Annotated in this window: 18 protein-coding genes and 1 pseudogene; 17 read left to right on the top strand and 2 right to left on the bottom strand. The window is 36.9% G+C overall.

Annotated features, from left to right (window positions below; translation table 11 throughout):
• Window positions 1-679: 679 nt before the first annotated feature.
• The 10 genes and pseudogenes from GRQ40_RS12640 (at window position 680) to GRQ40_RS12595 (ending at window position 13,990) form a co-directional block, all read left to right on the top strand.
• On the top strand, window positions 680-1,873 hold the full coding sequence (locus GRQ40_RS12640) for a helix-turn-helix domain-containing protein (protein ID WP_159720126.1): 1,194 nt from the start codon (window positions 680-682) through the stop codon (window positions 1,871-1,873).
• A 583-nt stretch (window positions 1,874-2,456) separates the two neighbouring features.
• A complete protein-coding gene (locus GRQ40_RS12635) occupies window positions 2,457-5,495 on the top strand; it encodes a DEAD/DEAH box helicase (RefSeq protein WP_159720125.1) in 3,039 nt (1,012 codons plus the stop codon).
• Between the two features lie 825 nt (window positions 5,496-6,320).
• Window positions 6,321-7,583: an IS21 family transposase gene (gene istA / locus GRQ40_RS12630; RefSeq protein ID WP_066329642.1), complete on the top strand. Its 1,263-nt coding sequence runs from the start codon at window positions 6,321-6,323 to the stop codon at window positions 7,581-7,583.
• Window positions 7,580-8,344, top strand: coding sequence for an IS21-like element helper ATPase IstB (gene istB, locus GRQ40_RS12625; protein ID WP_066329639.1), 765 nt, complete (start codon window positions 7,580-7,582; stop codon window positions 8,342-8,344). Before istA ends, istB begins: the two co-directional genes overlap by 4 nt.
• Window positions 8,345-8,642: 298 nt before the next feature.
• The gene (locus GRQ40_RS12620; RefSeq protein ID WP_159720124.1) at window positions 8,643-9,233 is read left to right on the top strand and encodes a hypothetical protein; all 591 of its coding nucleotides are present in this window, start codon (window positions 8,643-8,645) and stop codon (window positions 9,231-9,233) included.
• Window positions 9,234-9,324: 91 nt separating this feature from the next.
• Window positions 9,325-10,212 carry a hypothetical protein gene (locus tag GRQ40_RS12615; protein WP_159720123.1) on the top strand — a complete coding sequence of 296 codons (888 nt, stop codon included), beginning with the start codon at window positions 9,325-9,327 and terminating at the stop codon, window positions 10,210-10,212.
• A gap of 237 nt (window positions 10,213-10,449) precedes the next feature.
• Window positions 10,450-11,193 (top strand): endonuclease NucS domain-containing protein, encoded by a 744-nt coding sequence (locus tag GRQ40_RS12610; RefSeq protein ID WP_159720122.1) that lies wholly within the window; start codon window positions 10,450-10,452, stop codon window positions 11,191-11,193.
• Between the two features lie 880 nt (window positions 11,194-12,073).
• Window positions 12,074-12,199: pseudogene (locus GRQ40_RS12605) on the top strand (sporulation initiation factor Spo0A C-terminal domain-containing protein); the annotation flags it as partial.
• Between the two features lie 368 nt (window positions 12,200-12,567).
• The gene (locus GRQ40_RS12600; protein ID WP_159720121.1) at window positions 12,568-13,008 is read left to right on the top strand and encodes an Rrf2 family transcriptional regulator; all 441 of its coding nucleotides are present in this window, start codon (window positions 12,568-12,570) and stop codon (window positions 13,006-13,008) included.
• Window positions 13,009-13,084: 76 nt separating this feature from the next.
• Window positions 13,085-13,990 (top strand): NAD(P)/FAD-dependent oxidoreductase, encoded by a 906-nt coding sequence (locus GRQ40_RS12595; protein ID WP_159720120.1) that lies wholly within the window; start codon window positions 13,085-13,087, stop codon window positions 13,988-13,990.
• 288 nt (window positions 13,991-14,278) lie between these two features.
• Here GRQ40_RS12595 and GRQ40_RS12590 read toward each other — a convergent pair whose 3' ends face one another.
• Window positions 14,279-14,428, bottom strand: coding sequence for a YycC family protein (locus GRQ40_RS12590; protein WP_080862329.1), 150 nt, complete (start codon window positions 14,426-14,428; stop codon window positions 14,279-14,281).
• 229 nt (window positions 14,429-14,657) lie between these two features.
• Here GRQ40_RS12590 and GRQ40_RS12585 point away from each other — a divergent pair, with 229 nt between their 5' ends.
• Window positions 14,658-15,377, top strand: coding sequence for a glycerophosphodiester phosphodiesterase (locus GRQ40_RS12585; protein WP_159720119.1), 720 nt, complete (start codon window positions 14,658-14,660; stop codon window positions 15,375-15,377).
• Window positions 15,378-15,397: 20 nt separating this feature from the next.
• On the opposite strand, the gene GRQ40_RS12580 is transcribed toward GRQ40_RS12585, so the two are convergent.
• Window positions 15,398-15,634: a DUF2627 domain-containing protein gene (locus tag GRQ40_RS12580; RefSeq protein ID WP_044744462.1), complete on the bottom strand. Its 237-nt coding sequence runs from the start codon at window positions 15,632-15,634 to the stop codon at window positions 15,398-15,400.
• A 135-nt stretch (window positions 15,635-15,769) separates the two neighbouring features.
• Here GRQ40_RS12580 and GRQ40_RS12575 point away from each other — a divergent pair, with 135 nt between their 5' ends.
• The 6 genes from GRQ40_RS12575 (at window position 15,770) to GRQ40_RS12550 (ending at window position 23,677) form a co-directional block, all read left to right on the top strand.
• Entirely contained in the window at window positions 15,770-17,836 is a 2,067-nt protein-coding gene (locus GRQ40_RS12575; RefSeq protein WP_044744461.1) for a sigma 54-interacting transcriptional regulator, read from the top strand.
• Between the two features lie 169 nt (window positions 17,837-18,005).
• Window positions 18,006-18,911, top strand: a complete 906-nt coding sequence (yqiS, locus tag GRQ40_RS12570; RefSeq protein ID WP_044744683.1) for a phosphate butyryltransferase — start codon at window positions 18,006-18,008, stop codon at window positions 18,909-18,911.
• Window positions 18,912-18,945: 34 nt separating this feature from the next.
• Entirely contained in the window at window positions 18,946-20,049 is a 1,104-nt protein-coding gene (gene bcd, locus GRQ40_RS12565; RefSeq protein ID WP_044744460.1) for a branched-chain amino acid dehydrogenase, read from the top strand.
• A gap of 63 nt (window positions 20,050-20,112) precedes the next feature.
• A complete protein-coding gene (gene buk / locus GRQ40_RS12560; protein WP_044744459.1) occupies window positions 20,113-21,222 on the top strand; it encodes a butyrate kinase in 1,110 nt (369 codons plus the stop codon).
• Between the two features lie 15 nt (window positions 21,223-21,237).
• Window positions 21,238-22,659, top strand: a complete 1,422-nt coding sequence (gene lpdA, locus GRQ40_RS12555) for a dihydrolipoyl dehydrogenase (RefSeq protein WP_044744458.1) — start codon at window positions 21,238-21,240, stop codon at window positions 22,657-22,659.
• 22 nt (window positions 22,660-22,681) lie between these two features.
• Window positions 22,682-23,677: a thiamine pyrophosphate-dependent dehydrogenase E1 component subunit alpha gene (locus tag GRQ40_RS12550; protein ID WP_159720118.1), complete on the top strand. Its 996-nt coding sequence runs from the start codon at window positions 22,682-22,684 to the stop codon at window positions 23,675-23,677.
• Window positions 23,678-23,686: the final 9 nt, after the last annotated feature.

Below are 23,686 nucleotides of genomic sequence, written 5' to 3'. Positions count from 1 at the left end.
GCAGAATACGAGGCAATATTTAATTATTTTTTCAAAAGCGAAATAAGTAAATTTACCTTTAAAAACAAGCCTTTATTCGATACGAACTTACACCTTAAAACAAAAAATATAATATTTTTTAAAAAAAGTTCTTGACATGGGATTTTGCAAGTTTCATTAGCTTTTTTATAACGAATCTATCTTAAAATGGCATATTCGTGATTTAGTATAATTTATTTACGGAGCAGGAAATACAAACTGATACGTTAGGAAGGGGGAGGAAAAAACAGTTTGTTCCTTGAGGAGTAGGGCATTTGAAGAGCTTCTCATAGCTAATAATATTTTCTGTATAAATATCTACACTCGTTCTCAGAGCTAGACCAATTCGTGTAGAAATTTGTACACATAAATTCATGTTTAGTATCAAGGTATGTAGAAAATTATACATGGAACGGTACTCTAATAAAAAAGAAATAAAGAGATAATAAGAAAGAAATAAATAATAAGAGTATAGACGCTCGCAGGCGAGCTTTTGTTTATTTGTTCGCTTACACTTCTTGTTATTTGAAACATCATCAATATAGTGCTTGTGTGTAGTACAGGACTAGTATTACGTATGGTTAACGGGAAAATAAAACACTGGGTGTGGAGGAGGTGCAATCATCATGAAGCTAAAAATTGTTAAAAGGAGATGAAAAGAGTGGAAAAAAGTAAAAATAATTTTATAAAGATACCTAAGAGCCTTTTAGACTTAGGAGTAGATGAAGTTTATATCTATGCAATTGTTGGTAAAGGTTCTCTAATTGATGGTACTACAGTATTATATATGCCACAGTTATTAGAGATGTTAGGTGTAAGTAATAGAACTGAGAACAGGAATAAGATGAAGAAGGCATTATCTAATCTATCAATTGCTTTAAGGCTTAATTTCTATTCTGACTTTCGAATGCAAAACAATGTAGCTGTTGAAGAGATGAAAAGCTCACAGCATTACTATGTCAAAGTGCCAGAGGTTAAGGATTGGTTCATTAAGGTCTATGTGAAAGATTTAAATAAGCTACTGTTTATTGATATAAAGGAGTCTAAAGCGAAGCTGCTTCTTCAATACTTGTATATTCTTGGTATGATTAATGCAAAGGCGAATGAGAGACGTATTTGTTATCCAAATATAGAAGAGATAGCTGAAGCTATTGGCTTCAATCCAAAGACTGTAATGAAGTATAACGAAATACTGAAAGAACATGAGTTAATTTACTTTGAGACAGTATCACTTAATGAAATATCCAAAAACATCTATTCCCGTTGGAGCGAGAAGGAAGATGTAATTGAGGCAACTGCAGAGGCGAAAGTGACAGGTTATATCTCAAAGGAAAGAAAGAAAAAACTAGAAACGTCTGTTGAGACTAAAAAAGAACCTGTATCCAAACCTCCTAAACAAAAATGTGCTAGTACTGATATAGACCCATCCATCCTCTCGGTTCTAGAGTTTTTTGTTAAAGGAGGCTTAGTCTTGCATCAGGGAACTAAGGCAAAGATAGATGAGGCAATTCAAATCTGTGGATTAGACAATTTCAAAATAGTTGTTAAGGAAATGGAATCTAAGTGCAGAAATAGTATGCCAGAGAAATATTGGGCAGGTTATTTTTCAAAGAATGTAATTTTAGAAGCACGTAGACGTAAAGATACAGTTGAAGCACAAAAAAGAGCGAATGAAAAATTAATGAACGAACGAGTCATCGAAAGCTTTGACTATGTGAAGGCATATAGAGAGTCTTTTATGCAACGAAAGGAAAAGGAAGATAAAATAAATAAAGATATAGTGAAATTTTTCCCTCAATTAATTGAAGAGAAAGAAAAGCCTAAAGAGGAATGGCTTAAAGCATTAGGGCTTTAAAAATCTAAACAAATTATGTAAGCACATCGTTCCAAAATAGCGTAAAGGACATAATTAACTTAAAGGGTAGCTATCTATGATGGCTACCCTTTAAGCAATACATGGATTTTCATTAGTAATTTCACATGGTGAAGGGTAGTTAATAAAATTTTGATTTTATTAGTTAAAGATATTCGCTTTCCAAATAGTAAACTTGGTTACAATAACCTAACTAAATATGCACTTTTGTTAAGTTTTGTGATATATTGAAGAAAAATATGGAAAAAGGGTTGAATAAAATATTAGGTAATAAAAAGGAAAGTTGAATTTGTTATAAAAAGAAGGTTGAAGAGAACAGTCTTTGTTATAAAAGTTACAGGGACTTATTTAATCTAATAGGTGCGGGGACATATTATTTATTATGGAAGCCTTTAATAAACTTGTTAAATGTTAATAAGAAAATTTATTTCTTAAAAGGTAGACAATAATATTATTGCTGAATACATACTCGTAAAAGGATATATTCTAATATGGTTTATAAAAAATAGAAGGCTAGACTAATTATGTATTAATTATTTAGATAATAAAAAGGATGGAGTTAGCTTTGAAACTGGATAACCACGTAGAATTATTTGAAAAACTATATCCTTTTCAACAAGATGCAATAGCGTTGATAGATAAATATCTTAGAAGTAAAACGAAAAAACATGCTCTTATAAAGATGCCAACAGGCACGGGAAAAACTTTACTTATTGCATACGTAAGTAACTATTATAAGAAGTTTAAAAACATTCTGCTTGTTACTCCCTCAAAGGGAGTAACTGAACAGTTGAGAAAAGAGTTACAAGAAGGACTTGTTAAAAAGTTCGGCCTTAATAAACCTCTTAAGGATATAGAAAAACTATATCCAAGGAATATAGAAGATTTATTAAAAACAAGAGGTAGTACAATTTTTGTTTGTACCACAAAGTCCTTAAATGATATTAAAGAAAAAGACCCACTAAATTTCAAAAAATTAAAAGAAAAGATAAATCTTATAATCTTCGATGAGGGGCATAGAGAACCTGCTGAGAAATGGAAACATACTATTAGGGACTTTAATAAAAAGGTAATACTATTTACGGCGACACCTTTAAGAAACGATAATAGTAACTTTTATTTAGATAATAAATTTATTTATAATTATTCATTTCATAGGGCCGTTGCTGAAAATAAGATTAGAGAACCAAGGTTTATCAAATATCAGGGAGTTGATAAACTAGAGGATTTTATTGATTATATTGTGCGTTTAACTAAGCAGCTTGAAGAAAAATATAACACAAGTATCAAAACTATTTTACGATTTAACAATGCAGATGATATGCTTAAAGCTAAACAATTATTAAATAAAAAAGGCGAAGAGGTAGTAGCAATCCATGAAACATTTAAAACTGATACCGATAATGGTTTGTTTAAGGATGTGCCTAATCCTAAAGAATTATCTACTACCTATTGGGTTCACCAAAATAAATTAATTGAAGGAATTGATGATAATAATTTCTCGATATTAGCCATATACCAACCTTTTAACGATGTAAGGTCTCTAATTCAACAGGTAGGTCGTGTAATTCGAAAAAATGATACAGTTCCAGAGAGTTTGGTAATATATAGGGACGGTACTATTGACCAAGAAAAGTTATACAAAGAGTACTTAAATTATGAATCTAAACTAGATGAGGATATAAATTTGATTAATTTTAATTATGATGATTATTTTAATAAACTCATTTCTTATCTCCCTTCTTTTATGCATATAAATAATAGATTTCTGAGGAAAATAAATTATTTAAAATCAGAATTAGATGGAGAATTGCTTGAAAATTTCCGTTTACCCTTAAAAACAAATATATTTTATAGTGAAGAAGGGCTTAAAAAATTTGATGATTACTGTGTATGCATGATAAATAACCTACTTATCGGTCATAATGCTAAAATAGTATATGAACTTAAGAATTCTAGTTTATTTACTTTTGTAGTTGTTTACTCTATTTATAGAAGTTCACCATATCTCGTAAATAATTACTTTATTGAACCGAAATTGGGAATAAGTGTGTTAAAGATAAATGATAAGTTACTTTTTTATTACGATAGTAGTGATATTATACCTCATGAGATAGTTGAAGATAATAAAAGAGTTTCAGCAGACAATCTACAAAGGCTTTTTGATAACAATAGCACTTTTAAGCAGTTAACTGTTAATAATGGATTTATTGCTAATAGTATAAGGAGAGAAATTATATTTTCTGAAAATATAGAATTAGTCTCTCCAACTATCACGGACAAGTATAAATTCTGCACAACTATTTATGGAGTGAGTTCTGGACATGATAATCGGGCAAGGACAAGGTATATAGGGTTTAGTAACTCGAGGGTTTCTGATTCTTCTAATTTGTTCTCTCTGCAGGAATATATTTCGTGGATTGATTACTTATCGAATAAACTAAACTCAAAAACTAGTAAGCCTGCAATTTTTGATAGGTATGCCCCTAAAACAAAAACACCAGCCAACATAGAGCCTATAAATATTTTAATTGACATCGATGAGCCTTTAAGAGGAGCAATTTTTGATGGTTCAAATAATCGGGTATTTTTTGAAAAGTTAAGTTTTGATATTGAAAACTGGAAGTTTAGTATTGAGGCTGATGGGAAAAGGTACGAATTAGGAATAGAGTTTGATAACTCAAAATATCAGTATCGGCTAAAAAGAATTGGAAATTGGCGTTTATATATATATATTGACTTTCAAAAAGTAGATTTAATTTCTTATATAAATAAGTTACAGAGCTTTCAAATACTAACCAAGGACTGTAAAACAGTTTATTGTAAAGGAGATTTTTACGAGATTGGAATTAGTAACGACGACAATAGATTACAGGATATCCTTGTGGAATATGAAAAAAAGGAAAGTCTAGTACAGAAAAGTATAGTACTTAACGAAAAAGGGAAAAATTACAAAGGAGGAAATAAACTCAAGGTAATAAAGCCTAAATGGGACTATAACTCCTTATTCTATTTAGTTTCAAATTATGCAAGAAATTTAAACCTTTCAAATAAAGGTTCTAAAGAAATAGCAAATGTTTTAAAAAATCTGGATTATTTAATTTGTACAGACCTAGGAACGGAAATAGCAGATTTTATAGGTTTAAATGAAAGAGATAAGGCTGTATATTTCATACATTGTAAGGCGCATTCTGCTAGATTATCAGCTACTGCATTTCAAGATATATGCGGTCAAATAATTAAGAATTTAGAATATGTAAATCCTCTAAGCCAAAGAAAACCAAAAGATATCGATAGATGGGATAAAGATTGGTATTCTGATAGTTATTGTGTAAGGAAAAATAGAATGATTATTAATCCAAAAAGGACACCTGCAGAAAAAATATGGGATAAAATTAAAAAAATTTCCCTGCAACAGGATTCAAATATTTATGTTTGGGCGTTGCTTGGTAATATGTTTTCAATGGAAGATTATCTGAAGGAAAAGCAGAAAGGGGGAACTCCAAAACCAGAAATAATTCAGATAGAATATTTGTTAATGTCAACTTGGACAGCGGTACAAAACTCTAATGCTAAATTCAAAATTTATTTTGATAAAAAATAACTAAACGTGAGGCATTAAAATAAAAGAAAAATGGTAATTGTGGTCTGTAGAATAGTGTAAACCGACAAGAAGACCATATCAACGCTTATTGGTATGGTCTTCTGTCCATTAAACAAAGGAGTAGCTTTCGTTTTGATACAAGGCAGCAATTTCATAGGTATTTGGATAATTTCGCTATTGTCTCAGCAGAAATTACGATGGTTTTACCAACTTATATCGCTCTACATGGACCAGAATTAGAGAAAATACTAAAGAGTATATATTCTACACAATAGTTTAATAAGTATTAAGACAGTAAGCAAATGTACAAGCTCCCTGTCTTTTTGATTTAAAAATTAAAGCATACAATTAAAGGAAACCTTCATCCACAGACTCAAGAGTTTAATTTTTTTGGTCACAAATTGGTCACATAGTTATTAAAAACAAGATGAAAATCTCAGTAAATTTGCTCGTTATTATGATAAGAATAGCGATATAACATACGATTCCGTTTATAAACCATAAATCCTTCATATTACAAGGGGTTATGGTTTTTTATTTTTATGTATGTATAACCTTACTCATTCCATATTCTTGTAGTAAAAAAATCAATATAAGTTTATTTTTTTAATGTATTGAAAGAATGACGACATGTAATTTTGAAAAAATATGAGACCATCATAGTATTTATATAAATCTAAATTAAACTTTCGACAAAGGAAAAGAAGAGGAATCAGAGATAGGTGTAATCACCGGTGATAAAATCCCCAATAACAGCGGTTTAAAATTCCCCAAAAATAACAGATAATCGTTTCGAAACAACATCTTAAATGGAGTGGAGAAACGATGCTGAAGGTAGGGGAGTTTTTTATGATTCGAGAGTTATATCAGAAAGGCTGGACTCAAACAGCGATTGCCAAAGAAACAGGTTTTGATCGGAAAACCATTCGTAAGTATCTAAAGGGGGACAAGCTTCCAGAGCGTAAAGTCAGTGAGAAAAAAAGAAAAAGCAAACTAGATCCTTATAAAAGCTATCTTCTTCAACGAATACAAGAAGGTACGACGAATTGTGTTGTTCTCCTTGAGGAGATCCAAGCGATGGGATACACTGGCAAGATGACGATATTAAGAGATTTTGTTCGACCGTATCGAGAACAGCCAAAGAAACAAGCTACCTTACGGTATGAAACACCACCAGGCAAACAAGCTCAAATGGACTGGGCCTATGTGGGAAAGTACTTGGTGGATGGTCAATATCAAGATATTTATGCTTTCGTGATGGTACTTGGTTATTCCCGAATGAAGTATGTGGAGTTTACGACCAATATGAATGTAGAAACATTAATGAAATGTCATATGAACGCATTTGCTTACTTTAACGGCATTCCTGAACAGATTCTTTATGACAATATGAAAACCGTTGTTCTGAAACATAGTCCCATCGAAATTCGATTTAACCGGACGTTCGAGGATTTTCTAGCGTATTACGGTATTGTTCCAAAAGCATGTCGGCCGAAACGTCCACAAACAAAGGGAAAAGTAGAAAGAGTGGTAAAGTATTTGAAAGATAATTTCTTTCAGCGAAAACACGAACCTACTCTCTATGCATTAAATGAAGCTGTTCGTACATGGCTGGATCAAGTGGCCAATCGAAAGCCGAATCAAACGACGAATGAACCGCCAATTCAACGTTTGGAACAGGAACAGAAGTTCCTTCAAGCATGGGGAGTCAAACCATTATTCCCGACATGTCGCTGGGAGACACGAGAGGTAAGTCGAGATTGTTTTGTTTCATACAGAGGAAAAAAATATTCCGTTCCGTATCGCTATGCAGGACAGGTTGTAAAAGTGAAAGAAACTCTCGACCATCATATCGAGATTTATGATGAACAGGAGTGTATTGCCAAACATCCGATTTTGACAGGAAAAGCAACTGCTCATATTCAAATGGAACATTATGAGGGCTTACATACAAAAGAAAAAGGACAGAGAAGAAAAGGCGTTCAAGGTTTGGCGACCAACGACCTTTCTTCTTCTGCCCCATCTCCTAAAGTAGAACAACGCCCTCTCGCTGCTTACGCAGCATTGGAAGAAGGTGAGACTGTATGATGAACGAGCTGTTAATCGAACGCTTAAAAAAGCTTGGTTGGCACCACACAGCCCACCAACTAGATAGTTTATTAGAAGACGCTTCTAGAGATAATGTATCATATTCTGAGTTTCTAAACACTATTGTTTTACAAGAAATTGAATATCAAGAGTCTCAACAACTAGAAAAGCGAATGAAACGAGCCAAATTACCTTCTATCAAAACGATTCATGACTTTGATTTTTCCTTTCAACCGAGTATCAGTGAAAAGAGAGTCAAAGAAACGCTGACCTGTCGGTTTATTGCCAACGGGGAAAATCGAATCTTACTAGGCCCACCGGGTGTTGGAAAAACGCATTTAGCGATTTCCTTTGCGGTGGAAGCTATCACTCAAGGGTATACCGCTTTATTTTTAACCGCAGACGATGTAGTGGCTGAATGCCGAAAGGCAAACGAAAAAGGGACTCTCCAGCGATTAGTGAATCGTTGGAGTCGTCCAGATGTACTCATTATGGATGAGGTCGGTTACTTTCCTTTTGATGAGCTAACGGCGAATGTCTTTTTTCAGGTCGTATCGAAACGATATGAACAAGGCTCTATGATCCTCACATCGAATAAATCCTATCTCGAATGGGGGAAAGTATTCGGTGATGATGTACTAGCGACAGCGATTTTAGATCGCCTATTACATCACGCCATTACCTTTAATATCAAAGGTGATTCTTATCGTCTACGAGAAAAGAAAAAAGCAGGAGTTTATCCTGCCCAGTTGCCTAATTAAACGTTCATAATGGGGAATTTCATTTCGTTGAAATTGGGGAATTTTAAATCGTTATTGACAATAGGTATTGAAAGCGAAATAAAATCTCAATTTTATTGAAATTTTACCGCTGAAAACCCACCATAGAAATGGTGGGTTTTTGTATGATTTCTTCATTACGCACTAAATTTAATGCAAATGTGTTATTTAGTAAAAGCTTGAGTTTATTATTTGCTGATTTATTCTAGTAATAATTTATGAAACTAACAAAAGTATCCAATCGTAAGTATTTATGTATAATTTATTGGGAGGGGTTAAATTGAAAGAATTAGCAGGTGCCTTTGGTTTTGTAAGTACAATTTTTTTGTTTATTGTAAATTTTAATGCTTTGACTGCAAAGACACGTGTTGAGATGGAATTATTAACTACTGAAAATAAAATTAAAGCAAAATATTACAGTATAATTGGCTTAAGTTTTGCTTTGTCATTTCTTATATGTGATATATATTTAATAATTAAAAATTTTTCTAATAGTGAAGTTAGTTGGACTTACATTGTTACATTATTCGTAGTTCTTTTCATTGGATTTTTATTTTTTATTGGAGGAACAATTTCCTTTATTTCAAATATATTTATTAAACATCATTATAAAATAAAGATAAATATTGAAGATATTGGTGAAGTATACATTATTAAAATGTTGAATGAAAATATATGTTTATGTTCGAGAGACCCAAATATCGAGTTAAAAGGCGGAAATAGAGAGTATATAGCAATCAAGCTAGAAGATATAACAAAGCGAGAGATAGTTGTGGAGAAAATTGTGAAGCCAGAGCGAAAAATAAGTATTCTATCTAAATGGAAGCATCGTATAACGAAAGGAACTATTGAAGAGAGTAAATTGTCATAGGATGATACACAGAAAAAAGATGAAGTTCTAACTATTGAAGAGATGAAGAAACTACTAAAAAATAAAATTATGTATAGAGGGGTTTTTACTAATGGCACTAATTATACCAAATTTATTCGTACAAGAATTCATTAATCGATTTAAAAAGGATTTTGAACAATATTGGAATTTTGGAAAAATTGAACGAGCTTATAAGTTAAATAGACTAATCTCTAATGACCCTAAAAAAATAGTGAGATATGATATGCCACCCTATCCCTTCTTCGGTAATCTATATGCGGAGACAGTGATGGTGAATTTAAATGCTGGGATACCAAATCATAAAAAGGAAACTCCAAAGAACTTAAAAGAAAAAGGTGTTAACAATTTTGATGATTTCTATAATTATTTGTTTAACTTTGGAGAAATTAGATATTACGATGGTGCAACAGTAGATGCTTTCGATGCAAAACAGATAGCATATTTACTGGATTTTGATAAAAAAACTAAACTTTTGGGCTTTGAAGACCGTAAAGAGATTAATAAGACTTGTTCTTACATACCTAACTTAAGAAGGTTACTTGCGAATAGATGTCAATTGGAGTTAATACCTTATGGTTCAACAAATTTTGAAACTAAATATTTTAGAAACGAAGAAATTTTGGTTTACTTTAGAGAGTTAGTTGATGTTATTTGTTCAGTTAAAAGAAGAATAATCTTTTTTAATGGAAGTATCTTTAGATTTTTGTTAAAGAGATGTGAGAATGAATATAATGTTATAATATCACCTAGATTTGGAAGTTATCTAATTAAAAAAGATGGAACAATGACAAGAAGACAGTATTATTATTCTTACGGTAAGCTTACTTGGAATAATCAAGAAATCTTTTTTGTAATAGGTGATTCGTTTTCTCAACAAGGTCTAAATGGAGATTTAATGAGGAGATATGGTGAGTTAGTCATAAGAGATTTGTTTTCAAATTACAATATTTTCTGTTAACAATAAATTTTGCAATTAGTGAATTATAGTAAGTAAGGTTATATAGTCATATGTGAAACCTGTAGCAAAGAAATATCGGAGAAAATGAAGGTTTTTTGTTTATCAAATAAGGAGCGCTTTAAAGGGAACGTATATTGTTTTGAGCATCAAAAATAAGGAATAATCAATTTTTTATTATATTCACTTTTTAAAGGAATCAGTTTGCATATTATTGCTCTAAAAGTATGAGGTGTTCTTATGAAGGAAGTTCAACTTCATGAAATACTGATTGCAAATCCACATTTAATTGAAGATGGATGTATTTTTCTAGAGAGTGAAGTCAACTTGAACGGAAAAAGGTGTGACCTTTTGTTTTTAGATGCTGAGGGTAGAAAGTTATATGTGGAAGTCAAATTGAAGGTAGATGATAGGGCTGTTGGTCAACTGATACGATATGAAGGATTAGTTAACAATCCAGATGCCCGTTTCATGCTAGTAGGTTTGTCATTTGTGGCGGGATTGAAAGAAGGTTTGAAGAAGCATGGATTTGAATATAAGGAAATAAATCTTGAGCATGTAAAGGAAAATATAGAGGACGTTAGTCTATATCTAAAGAAAGTACCAAGAAATAAATCTAAGTTTGAAACAGTTGACCAATTGATAGCCACTTTTAATTCGCAAGAACAGAAAATCGCAAGGGAAATTTTTAATTATGCTTACAGTCTGGATGGGGTTTATTATTATTTGTCTGATGGAATTATGCTCAGACGTGCTACGAGGCGTTACAAATTCTTATCTATTTCAACTGTTGGTAATAGGTTGTTATTTCATGTTCCTACAAAGAGAAGAGATGTAATTTTTAATCAGTTTAAAGACAAATTGAAAATTTATATTCCAGTTGACCCAAGAGATAAAAATCAGATTGACATTGATTTAAAGGATATTGATTCGTTAGAAAGTGTTAAAGAACTGATTGACTTGGCTTATAAAGAACGAGAATAAGATTTAAAATTAAGGCTCTGTTATCGTTTGTTGTTGGTTTTCTTGTTCAACTCCCATCGAAGAACAGAATTTTTGTCTTAGTCTGTGGTTCTGTGAAGTGCGGCATGGTTGGTTAATGGGTGCGATACTTAAAAATTGGCTTTATAATTATCTTAAATGGAATGTTTGTTTGGAGGGATTAATACATGAAGCACATATGCTCCATCGATAAACGAAAGAAGGAAGTCATGGATTTATTGGAGAAACTTAACTTACAGTCTGAATACATAAAGGAAAACGAGATTAAGATATTCGGCAAAGCCGACATCTATGGAAAGTTCCTTGAAACAGGACATTTTTATTTGGAAAAACAAAGTAAACGCTTAAATAGAAGAGTCCATAAATGGACATGCGCAGGTATGCAAGCTATTGAGTCGTATTTGAGACAGCATGCACTAAACTTACCACGCAGACCTTCAACTCCTATGGAATAAATCTTCCATCATCTTTGGTGTTGCGTAAGCAAGCATGTTTGGCTAATGGGAAACGATAGTTGAATAAAGAGTAACTAAAAATTCACATGAATATATTCAACAGTAGTATATAAAGTGGGATAGGAAGAATATATTCAAGCTCTAAGTAAGATAATTGCATGTTGTAATCTAGCTAATGAGGATGGTGTATAAATAAATATTTTAAAAAAATATTGACAAGAATTTTTCATATTTATTGGAATAAAGCTTGTCTCAGTTATTTATGTAAACATATAATAAAAGTAAACCAACAAATACTTCATTTATAACCGATAAATTATGGTGAGATGGCAAAGTTATATTGGTTAAAATCCGAATATTTTTCTAATTTTATGTTTTAAAGTTCGGTTTACATACGGAATAAGGGCGGCAACATCGAATCCATTTCTTCATTATTCGGCTATACCGTCAGCATGTCGAAAGCGAAACCAACCAACTCGGAATTTATTGCGATGGTGGCGGATAAGCTGAGACTGGAGCATAAGGCGAGTTAAAGGCAATAATATCAACGTTTGGGTGATTTCGAACATACATTTTAGTTACCGATAAATATCGGGACAAAGCCAATAAATGTTTGTGCGTATGTATACGAAAAAGAAACGCCTCTTATTTACCGGAAAAAGAACGGTAGTAAGGGGTGTTTTTATTTTGTCCGATTTTATTATCCAGTTAGACAATTTTATATTGCATTGTGAACCTAAACATTTATCGTGCCAAACCTTTGGACAAATGTTGTAGGAAACCGGTAAAAAGAAGGGACCACTGCCAGGAAACAAATTTGCTTATGAGGGTAAAGGGTTGACTTATCTGAAGGATTAAGGATATTATAGATTCATGAAGTCTTTAATTAGGAGGTGAGAAAGTGAAGTATTCCAAGGCAACTAATTATGCTCTCCATACCATTGTTTATTTAGCTTTGTTACCACCAGGAAAAACAATAGGTGTAAAGCCTTTAGCTGAAGCTCAAAAAGTGTCGCCTACGTACCTTTCTAAGGTTTTAACTAAATTAGTTAAATCTGGATTTATCGAGTCGGGCACGGGAGTTAACGGCGGATATCAATTAATTAAAGATGCCAAAGATATAACGTTTTTAGATATCATTCATGCGATTGAGGGAACGACCTCATTGTTTAATTGCGGTTTAGATCATACTATACATGATAGACAAAATTGCCTTATTGAGACAGTAATGAATGAAGCTGAACAAAAAATGGAAGATTATCTAAGATCTCAAACGATTGAGCATATATTACAGAAAGTAGATAAGAATATTGTGAATCGTATCCGTTCTGTAGTAAATTAATTTTTTTTTTTGATAATTATAGATTTTAAATATCTTTAATATCTCTAATAAATTTAAAACTAAATGAGGTGGGAAAATGATTTTAGATTGCGCAATAATAGGTGGTGGCCCTGCAGGATTGAGCGCCGCTCTTGTGTTAGGCAGAGCTGGAAGAAAAGTGATCCTTTTTGACGATGATCAACCGAGAAATGCCGTTACTCAGAAATCACATGGATTTATTACTAGAGACGGTGTTACTCCCAGAGAGTTCAGAAATTTGGCTCATCAAGATATCAGTAAATATCCATCTGTCCAAATAAAAAAATGCAAAATTGTAGAAGTAAAAAGAGAGAAAGGTTCTATATTCAAACTAATAACCCATGAAGGTAAGCCATATTTAAGTAAAAAAATGATTATTGCAACGGGTCTTAAAGAAAGCCTCCCCAATGTGAATGGGATTAGGGATTATTATGGGAAGAGCATATTCAGTTGTCCTTATTGCGATGGTTGGGAATTAAGAGAACAATCTTTAGTGCTAATCTCTGAAAACAACAATGCTTTCCATATGGCAAAGATGGTTTATCAATGGAGTAAAGATTTAGTTGTTTGTACGAACGGCAATAAAATAATCTCAGAAACAGAAGAGCAAGTACTTAAAAGAAAGGGTATTATTATTAAGGAGAAGCCAATATTAAAGTTAAGTGGTTCAGATGGAAAATTAGAAAAGGTGGTTTTTGAGGACGGTACAGAAATTAATCGATCAGGTGGCTTTGTTACAACTGATCTCGAGCAACCTAATGACCTTGCTAAATCGCTAGGATGTGAAGTGAATAAAAATGGTCGAGTGATTGTTGACGTTTTAGGCAGGAGTAATGTAGAGGGGGTATATGCCGCGGGGGATGTATCTGTAGTCGGGCCTTCACAGTTAGTAATCGCTGCTGCTCAAGGAACGTGTGCTGCCATGGGGGTAAATAGTGATTTGACAATGGAAGAATTCAAATGAAATCTGCACTTTGAATAAATGGTTCATTCAATGATGAAACAATGACTTTGTGGTTCATAAGTGACAGCGAGGCATTGATCCAATTAGAATAGATAATAAATTTACTCTTGTTACAAAAGTGACGTAAACCGAATGCGATTATCGGCTTTCTCCTTTGTATCAGTTAATATCGCTTGTGAGAGCCTGGTTTTAAACGATTCAAACGGTGCTACCACTGAACGCTGATTGTAGAGACATGCAATCACATTTAGCGAGAGCTGTAGAAAAAGGCAGTCCTAAAAAATTAGGCTACCTTTCTTCTTTTTTGTCCGCTTTTTCGATTTCTATAAGCTTTTGGATTAAAACATGCTGGGGCATATGCATCACTTGCTCGATCGGGATGCCAAGCGCTTTTGCTAGCTTTTGTGCGGTTTCTAGCGAAATTTGATGTGGACGCATATTGAATCACCTCTCTGTTTATTTGGAAAAGAGCAGCATTTTCATTTATGCATGAAGAGCGTTGATTCGTTTAGTAAAAGGAGATGGCTAGCTAGAAAAAAGCTTTTCGCTTTTCCGCCGCTGCGGCACATGGAAAAGCCTGTTGCCGTTCAAAGAATGGATAATCAACCCTCTCGCTCTTGCATATAATTTTACTATGTTTTCGATTGCTTGGGAAAGGGGCAGGAGTATGACCAAAATTTTTGCTCATCGCGGATCAGCTGGCACGCACCCCGAAAATACGATGATTTCATTTTATGAAGCGGAACGCGTAGGAGCTGACGGGATTGAATTAGATGTGCAAATGACGAAAGATGGGAAGCTTGTGGTCATTCACGATGAAACGATTGATCGAACAACAGATGGAACGGGCTGGGTAAAGGACTTTACGTATCAAGAGCTTCAAGCGTTTAATGCGGTTTATAAATTTGCCAATCAGTACGGAGTCTGCCGAATTCCGTTGCTTGAGGAAGTACTTGAATGGATTTCGCCAACTTCGTTATTATTGAATATTGAATTAAAAAACGGATTGATTGCTTATCATAAGCTGGAAGAAAAAGTGATCGAGATGATCAAATATTATCAATTAGAATCCCGTGTCATTTTATCTTCATTTAATCATAACAGCATGGCACGTTGTCATCAAATGGCGCCGGATATCGCAACTGCCCTGCTTTATATGGAGCCGCTCTATCAACCTTGGCAATATGCTCGGCTTCTTGGCGCGAGCGGCTTGCATCCTTATTACCGCACGCTGTCTCCATTATTTGTTCAGAAAGCCCATGCCAACCAGATTGCGGTAAGGCCGTTTACGATCAACCATGAACGGCTGATGAAACAAATGTTTGAACATCGAGTAGATGCTATTTTTACTGATTACCCACTGAAAGCAAAACAAGTCAAAAAATGACCTGAACAGTATCGTTCAGGTCATTTTTTTTGGAAACGGGGCTGCACTTTATTGCGTTTTCGATCACGATGAAGAATAAAACCGCCAACAAACCCTAAGCCAAGCGCAAATAAAACAAAACCGCCCAAAAATTGCAGCCAAAGAGCAGGAATGGGAGGATGTAGGATGCCAAATAAGGTATCGCGCATCCATTTAATTCCTAAAGCAGCTAAAAAGCCAGGGATCAATAAAATCACAAGGGCAATGATTCGTTGCATACGAGCAGAATCCTTTCCTATAGAAAATGGGTTCATGAAAAAATCATAACGATTTGATTATATTTGTCAAGAAATATTCATTAATGATATGATAAAATTGTCTGCAAAAAATTGCATAGTTTAAAGGTGAAGCAAATGAAAAAAGCATTGATTGTAGGAGCCAGCAAAGGTGGCACTGCTTTATTGAAAATATTTCAGGAAACAGCGATTGTTGAGATCGTAGCCGTTATTGATCGCGATGACAAGGCGCCTGGATTAGAATTGGCGAAAAGAATGAATATTCGTACAGGAAACGACTGGCGTCCGTTTTTAACTGACGACATTGATATTGTGGTGGAAGCAACTGGTGAAAAGGATGTGTTTGCGGAGATCAGTCAAAAACGAAAAAAAAATACACTTGTGATTCCTGGAGAGGTCGCCTATGTGATTGCCGAGCTTGTCGAAGAAAAAGAGGCGTTGATTTCGACTTTGAAAAGCGAAACAGCACGTCTTGATTTAATCCTTAACTCCACCCATGATGGAATGATTGTAGTGGATGAATTTGCTTATATTACACACATGAATGACAGCGCTGCCGCTATGATCAAAGTCGATAAGCAGCAAGTGATTGGAAAGCATGTTTTAGAAGTGATTCCGACCAGCCAGCTGCCTCGCATATTAAAAACGAGAAAAACGGAAATTCATCAAGAACAAGAGCTTGAAAACGGCCGAAAAATCATCACGACACGCATTCCGATGATCGATGAATCAGGGAGATTGTTTGGCGCGCTGGCGGTTTTTAAAGATGTGACAGAAGTGATGAAACTTGCTGAAGAAGTAACTAATTTAAAGGACATCCGCATGATGCTGGAAGCGATTATTCATTCTTCTGAAGAAGCCATTTCAGTGGTGGATGAGCACGGAAAAGGCATTTTGATTAACCCTGCTTATACGCGCATTACCGGCCTATCTGAGGAGGAAGTGATCGGAAAACCAGCGACAGCTGATATTTCTGAAGGGGAAAGCATGCATATGCAAGTGTTGAAAACACGGCGTCCTGTTCGTGGAGTGCGCATGAAGGTAGGACCAAAAAGCCGTGATGTGATCGTGAATGTCGCTCCAATTATTGTCGATGGCATGTTAAAAGGGAGCGTCGGCATTATTCACGACGTCTCAGAAATTCAGCGTCTGACTAACGAATTAAACCGAGCGCGGCAAATTATCCGCACGCTGGAAGCGAAGTATTCGTTTGATGATATCATCGGTACATCGGAAGAAATGATGGTGGCCATTGAACAAGCAAAATTAGCTGCGAAAACCCCTGTTACCATCTTGCTGCGCGGCGAATCAGGAACGGGAAAAGAGCTGTTTGCCCACGCCATTCATAATGCCAGCGATAGAAAATATAACAAATTTATCCGCGTGAATTGTGCGGCCATTTCTGAAACACTATTGGAGAGCGAACTATTCGGATATGAAGAAGGCGCTTTTTCCGGTGCGAAGCGTGGCGGGAAAAGAGGGTTGTTTGAAGAAGCGAATAATGGAAGCATTTTTCTTGATGAAATCGGCGAGCTTTCTGCTAATACTCAGGCCAAGCTGCTTCGCGTTTTGCAAGAAAGAGAAATTGTCCGTGTTGGCGGCACAAAGCCCATTCCTATTAATGTGCGGGTGATTGCCGCGACAAACGTCAATCTGGAAAAGGCAATTGCTGAAGGAACATTTCGCGAAGATTTATACTATCGCCTCAGCCGTATGCCGATCCATATTCCGCCGCTTCGCGCAAGAAAGCAGGATATTGTTGCTTTATGCCGACATTTAATCCATAAGCTGAATCAGGATTATGGCAGAAATGTCGAGGGCTTGACGGAGGAAGCGATTCGCTATCTTTTATCCTATGATTGGCCGGGCAATGTTCGCGAGCTGGAAAATGTATTAGGCCGGGCCATGATTTTTATGAAATTCAATGAAGTGCTTATTGATGTTCACCATATTCCACCGCTGCAAATGCCGCAGAATAAGGCGTTAGCTGAAGAACCCACCTTTGCAAGCAGCATCGGTCCGCTTGATGAAATGCTTGAAAAATATGAGGCTCAATTAATTGAAGCAGCCTTGCTTGAACATCAAGGGAATAAAACGGCCACAGCCAAAGCGCTGGGAATTTCGATTCGCAGCTTATACTATAAGCTGGAAAAATACGACCTTGCAAAAAAATACACGCAATAAATTGCACGGTGTGCAAAAAAATGCAAAAAGATAATAAAGCGTTTTCAACGATTTTTCGTCATTTTTCTTGCTTTTCTTTCATTCGTTTGTGTTTTTTTATTTGGCACAGTTTTTGCATATAATAAAAAGCGGACAAAATGATAAAGAAAAAAGGGGTTGGATGCATGAAATGAAGCTACAATCACTAGTTGACCAAGCAACCCAATATTCCGATATGACTGTTGCGGTTGCCGCAGCGGAAGACGAAGAGGTGATTGAAGCCGTTACGATGGCCTTAGATCATCAATTCGGAAAATTTGTTTTATATGGAGATCGCGAACGTATTTCGCAGCTGCTTAAGCAGAAGAACAAGGATTATGAGAAAGAGGGAAAAATCCAAATTGTTCACGCTCATTCCGTCGCTCAAGCAGCCGAGCTTGCTGTTAAGTCGGTTCGCTTGAATGAAGCGAATGTATTAATGAAAGGAAATATTCCGACAGCGACCATTTTAAAAGCCGTGTTAAATAAAGAATACGGATTGCGAACAGGAAGTGTATTATCCCACGTGGCCGTGTTTGAAGTGCCACATTATGATAGATATATCATCGTCACAGATGCAGCGATGAATATTGCACCTGATTTAGAGCAAAAGGCGCAAATCATTGCCAATGCCGTTTCTGTTGCGAAATCGATTGGGATTGAGAAGCCAAAGGTCGCTCCACTTGCGGCGGTTGAGGTCGTCAATCCAGCTATGTCGGCCACTATTGATGCAGCCGCGCTTTCGATGATGAATGACCGCGGTCAAATCAAAGGATGCATCGTTGACGGGCCGCTCGCGCTTGACAATGCAGTGTCTCCAGCTGCTGCTGAGCATAAGGGAATTGTCAGCGAGGTTGCAGGAAACGCTGATATTTTACTCGTTCCTGATATTGAAGCTGGAAACATCTTATATAAATCGCTTGTTTATTTTGCCAATGCGAAGGTAGGGGCTGTGATTGCAGGGGCGAAAGCGCCGATTGTCTTGACATCACGCGCCGATTCGGCTGAAAGCAAGCTGTATTCGTTAGCACTTGCGGTTTGCTCCGCATCTAAATAAATGATAAATGAAAGAAATAGGGGAGGAAAATCACATGGAAATCTTCAAATATATGGAAAATTATGACTATGAACAACTATTATTTTGCCAAGACAAAGAATCAGGATTAAAAGCGATTATTGCGATTCACGATACAACGCTTGGTCCAGCACTTGGCGGAACTCGCATGTGGATGTACGAATCAGAAGAGGCTGCGATTGAAGATGCGCTTCGTCTTGCTCGCGGTATGACATACAAAAACGCAGCTGCTGGCCTTAATCTGGGCGGTGGAAAAACGGTTATTATCGGCGACCCTCGCAAAGATAAAAACGAAGCGATGTTCCGTGCATTTGGTCGCTTCATTCAGGGGTTAAACGGCCGCTATATCACAGCGGAAGACGTTGGTACAACAGTGGCTGATATGGACATTATTTATGAAGAAACGGATTACGTAACAGGAATTTCGCCTGCGTTTGGTTCTTCAGGTAACCCATCTCCTGTTACCGCTTATGGCGTTTATCGCGGTATGAAAGCAGCAGCAAAAGAAGCTTTTGGAAGCGACTCTCTAGAAGGAAAAACCATTGCTGTTCAAGGTGTTGGTAACGTAGCTTACAACCTATGCCGCCATCTTCATGAAGAAGGTGCGAAATTAATCGTGACAGATATTAACAAAGAAGCGGTACAACGTGTTGTGGAAGAGTTTGGAGCAAAAGCCGTCGACCCTAACGAGATCTACGGCGTAGATTGCGACATTTTTGCACCTTGTGCACTTGGCGGTGTTATCAATGATCAAACGATTCCGCAATTAAAAGCAAAAGTGATTGCAGGAGCAGCTAACAACCAGCTTCGTGATGCAAAACACGGCGATATTATCCATGAAATGGGTATCGTTTATGCTCCTGACTACGTCATCAACGCAGGTGGCGTTATCAACGTGGCGGATGAGCTATACGGATACAACCGTGAACGCGCAATGAAGCGAGTAGAGCAAATTTACAACAATATTGAAAAAGTATTTGAAATCGCTAAACGTGACAACATTCCATCCTATAAAGCGGCAGACCGCTTGGCAGAAGAGAGAATTGAAACAATGCGTAAATCTCGCAGCCAATTTTTACAAAACGGCCATCACATTTTAAGCCGTCGTCGCGGTCGCTAAACAATAATCAGTGAAAGCGGGAATGGATATTCTCGCTTTCACTGTAAAAAGGAGGTTGACATCTTGCAAACGAAAGAATTTCGCATCTTAGTGATTAATCCAGGATCAACATCGACAAAGATCGGGGTATTCGATAACGAACGCTCGATTTTTGAAAAAACGATTCGCCACGACACAGATGTGATTCAATCATATAAATCCATTATTGATCAATATGAATTCCGCAAACAAACGATTTTAGAAACGCTGGATCAAGAGGGAATCAATATCTCGAAATTAAGCGCTGTTTGCGGTCGCGGTGGTTTGTTGCGTCCGATTGAAGGCGGAACGTATCGCGTAAATGAGCAGATGCTTGACGATTTGCGCAAGGGATATGCGGGACAGCATGCTTCGAACCTTGGCGGTATTTTAGCCCATGAAATTGCATCGGCCCTAAACATTCCTGCTTTTATCGTTGACCCTGTTGTTGTCGATGAGCTTGACCCTATCGCGAGAATTTCAGGGTTTTCATTAATCGAGAGAAGAAGTATTTTCCACGCTCTAAATCAAAAAGCCGTTGCTCGTCGTGTAGCGAAAGAGCTTGGCAAAAAATATGAAGAATTGAATTTCATTGTTGTTCATATGGGCGGCGGAATTACGGTTGGCGCTCATAAACAAGGGCGTGTCGTGGATGTGAATAACGGATTAGACGGGGAAGGACCATTCAGTCCGGAGCGTGCTGGTACGGTTCCAGCAGGAGATCTCGTATCTTTATGCTTCTCAGGAGAGTATTACCGTGAAGAAATTTTAAAAATGCTTGTTGGCCAAGGAGGTTTAGTCGGTTATCTTGGTACAAACGATGCGGTAAAAGTAGAAAAAATGATTGAAGCAGGAGATGAAAAGGCAAAGCTAGTATATAGTGCGATGGCTTACCAAGTGGCGAAAGAAATTGGGGCGGCCAGCGCGGTTTTAGCAGGAAAGGTAGACGCGATTATTTTAACTGGCGGTTTAGCGTACGGAAAAGGCTTTGTAAAGGAAATCGCTGATCGTGTGAAATGGATTGCTGACGTCATTGTTCATCCGGGAGAAAATGAGCTTCAAGCGCTAGCTGAAGGAGCGCTTCGTGTTTTACGCGGTGAAGAGAAAGAGAAGGTGTATCCTGGAAATTTTTCTAAAGTTGAAGTTTTGCAATAGGAAGGAGAGAGACTCATGGCAAAAGAATATGATCTCGTCATATTAGGTGGCGGTACGGGCGGATATGTAGCAGCCATTCGCGCAGCGCAGCTCGGGCTCAAAACAGCTGTCGTCGAAAAAGGAAAACTTGGCGGCACTTGTCTGCATGCAGGGTGCATTCCAAGTAAAGCATTGCTTCGCAGCGCTGAAGTATATGCACAAACAAAAGAAAGTGAAACGTTTGGTGTACTTGCTAGCGATGTGAAATTAGATTTTGTTAAAGTGCAGGAGCGTAAGCGGAAAATCGTTGAACAGCTACATAAAGGCGTTCAGGGATTAATGAAAAAAGGAAAAATTGATGTATATGAAGGAACTGGCCGCATCTTAGGACCGTCGATTTTTTCGCCGATGCCAGGAACGATTTCAGTTGAAATGAACAATGGCGAAGAAAATGAGATGCTTGTTCCGAAAAATGTGATTATCGCCACTGGCTCTCGTCCGCGTACATTGCCAGGGCTTGATATTGATGGCGAGCTTGTGATTACATCTGATGAAGCGCTACAGCTTGAAGCTCTTCCAAAATCGATCATTATCGTTGGCGGCGGTGTGATCGGCATCGAGTGGGCTTCTATGCTCAATGATTTTGGCGTAGAAGTAACGGTGCTAGAGTATGCAGACCGCATTTTGCCAACGGAAGACCGCGATGTGTCCAAAGAAGTAGAAAAAGTATTAAAGCAACGCGGCATTCAAATCGTGACAGGTGCGAAAGTATTGCCAGAAACGCTTGAAAAAGGCAAGGATGTCACGATCAAAGCGGAGCATAAAGGCGAACAAAAAGCATTTACAGCGGAAAAAATGCTTGTATCAGTCGGACGTCAAGCTAATGTTGAAGGAATTGGCTTAGAAAATACCGATATCATTGTTGAAAAAGGGTTCATTCAAACGAACGAATTTTATCAAACAAAAGAGTCCCATATTTATGCGATTGGCGATGTGATCGGCGGCCTTCAGCTTGCTCACGTAGCGTCGCATGAAGGCATTGTCGCTGTTGAGCATATTGCTGGACAAGCTCCGTCACCAATTGATTACACAATGATTTCAAAATGTGTCTACAGCCGTCCAGAAGTAGCGAGCGTCGGCTTAACAGAAGACGAGGCAAAAGAAAAAGGCTTCAATGTGAAAGTCGGCAAATTCCCGTTCAAAGCGATCGGAAAGGCGCTTGTCTTTGGTGAAGCAGAAGGCTTTGTCAAAATTGTCGCTGATAAAAATACAAACGATTTGCTTGGGGTGCATATGGTTGGGCCTCACGTGACTGACATGATTTCAGAAGCGGGACTTGCACGTGTTCTCGATGCTACTCCTTGGGAAGTAGCTCATACGATCCATCCGCATCCAACCTTATCAGAAGCGATGGCTGAAGCAGCGTTAGCCGTTGACGGCAAAGCGATTCATTTCTAAGTCAATAAAGGAGGTTTTTTCGATGGCAGAAAATCGTCATCAAGCGCTAGGCTTAAGTGATGAAACGGTATTAGAAATGTATGAAACAATGCTATTGGCTCGTAAAATTGACGAGCGTATGTGGCTTTTAAACCGTGCTGGTAAAATTCCATTCGTAATCTCTTGTCAAGGCCAAGAAGCAGCTCAAGTTGGTGCAGCCTTTGCATTAGATCGCACAAAAGACTATGTATTGCCTTATTACCGCGATATGGGTGTCGTCTTAACGTTTGGAATGACGCCAACAGAATTGATGCTTTCTGCATTTGCAAAAGCAGAAGATCCAAACTCTGGCGGACGTCAAATGCCAGGACACTTTGGACAAAAGAAAAACCGCATTGTAACAGGCTCTTCGCCGGTTACAACACAAGTGCCTCACGCAGTAGGTATCGCATTAGCAGCGAAAATGGAAAAGAAAGACTTCATCTCCTTCGTTACATTTGGTGAAGGCTCTTCCAACCAAGGAGATTTCCATGAAGGTGCGAACTTTGCTGGGGTTCATAAGCTACCAGTTATTTTTATGTGCGAAAACAATAAATACGCGATCTCTGTTCCAGTCGAAAAGCAATTGGCGTGCGAAAAAGTATCAGATCGGGCGATCGGCTACGGCATGCCTGGATATACAGTAGATGGAAATGATCCGTTAGAAGTGTATAAAGCCGTGAAAGAAGCAGCTGACCGTGCACGTCGCGGCGAAGGTCCTACATTGATTGAAACGGTTTCTTATCGTTTAACAGCTCACTCTTCCGACGATGATGATCGCGCTTATCGTACACCAGAGGAGTTAGCGGAAGCAAAAGCGAAGGATCCGATTCTTTCATTCGCTGGCTACTTGAAAGAAATAGGCGTATTAACAGAAGAGTTAGAAAAAGAAATTCTTGATCGCGTCATGAAACAAGTCAATGAAGCGACTGATTATGCAGAAAAAGCACCGTATGCTGAAGCGGAGCATGCATTAAAGTACGTATATGCTGAGAAGTAAGGGGGAATG

The organism is Anoxybacillus sp. PDR2, from assembly GCF_009834045.1.
GTDB lineage: Bacteria > Bacillota > Bacilli > Bacillales > Anoxybacillaceae > Anoxybacteroides > Anoxybacteroides rupiense.
Note: the sequence above shows the minus strand (reverse complement) of the source record. Positions and strands in the feature narration are given on the sequence as shown.

Bases quoted from the DNA above. Each gene is read 5' to 3' on its own strand.
- istA (WP_066329642.1), top strand. From the start codon at position 6,321: ATGCTGAAGGTAGGGGAGTTTTTTATGATTCGAGAGTTATATCAGAAA.
- istB (WP_066329639.1), top strand. From the start codon at position 7,580: ATGATGAACGAGCTGTTAATCGAACGCTTAAAAAAGCTTGGTTGGCAC.
- GRQ40_RS12615 (WP_159720123.1), top strand. From the start codon at position 9,325: ATGGCACTAATTATACCAAATTTATTCGTACAAGAATTCATTAATCGA.
- GRQ40_RS12610 (WP_159720122.1), top strand. From the start codon at position 10,450: ATGAAGGAAGTTCAACTTCATGAAATACTGATTGCAAATCCACATTTA.
- GRQ40_RS12595 (WP_159720120.1), top strand. From the start codon at position 13,085: ATGATTTTAGATTGCGCAATAATAGGTGGTGGCCCTGCAGGATTGAGC.
- GRQ40_RS12590 (WP_080862329.1), bottom strand. From the start codon at position 14,428: ATGCGTCCACATCAAATTTCGCTAGAAACCGCACAAAAGCTAGCAAAA.
- GRQ40_RS12585 (WP_159720119.1), top strand. From the start codon at position 14,658: ATGACCAAAATTTTTGCTCATCGCGGATCAGCTGGCACGCACCCCGAA.
- GRQ40_RS12580 (WP_044744462.1), bottom strand. From the start codon at position 15,634: ATGCAACGAATCATTGCCCTTGTGATTTTATTGATCCCTGGCTTTTTA.
- GRQ40_RS12575 (WP_044744461.1), top strand. From the start codon at position 15,770: ATGAAAAAAGCATTGATTGTAGGAGCCAGCAAAGGTGGCACTGCTTTA.
- yqiS (WP_044744683.1), top strand. From the start codon at position 18,006: ATGAAGCTACAATCACTAGTTGACCAAGCAACCCAATATTCCGATATG.
- bcd (WP_044744460.1), top strand. From the start codon at position 18,946: ATGGAAATCTTCAAATATATGGAAAATTATGACTATGAACAACTATTA.
- lpdA (WP_044744458.1), top strand. From the start codon at position 21,238: ATGGCAAAAGAATATGATCTCGTCATATTAGGTGGCGGTACGGGCGGA.
- GRQ40_RS12550 (WP_159720118.1), top strand. From the start codon at position 22,682: ATGGCAGAAAATCGTCATCAAGCGCTAGGCTTAAGTGATGAAACGGTA.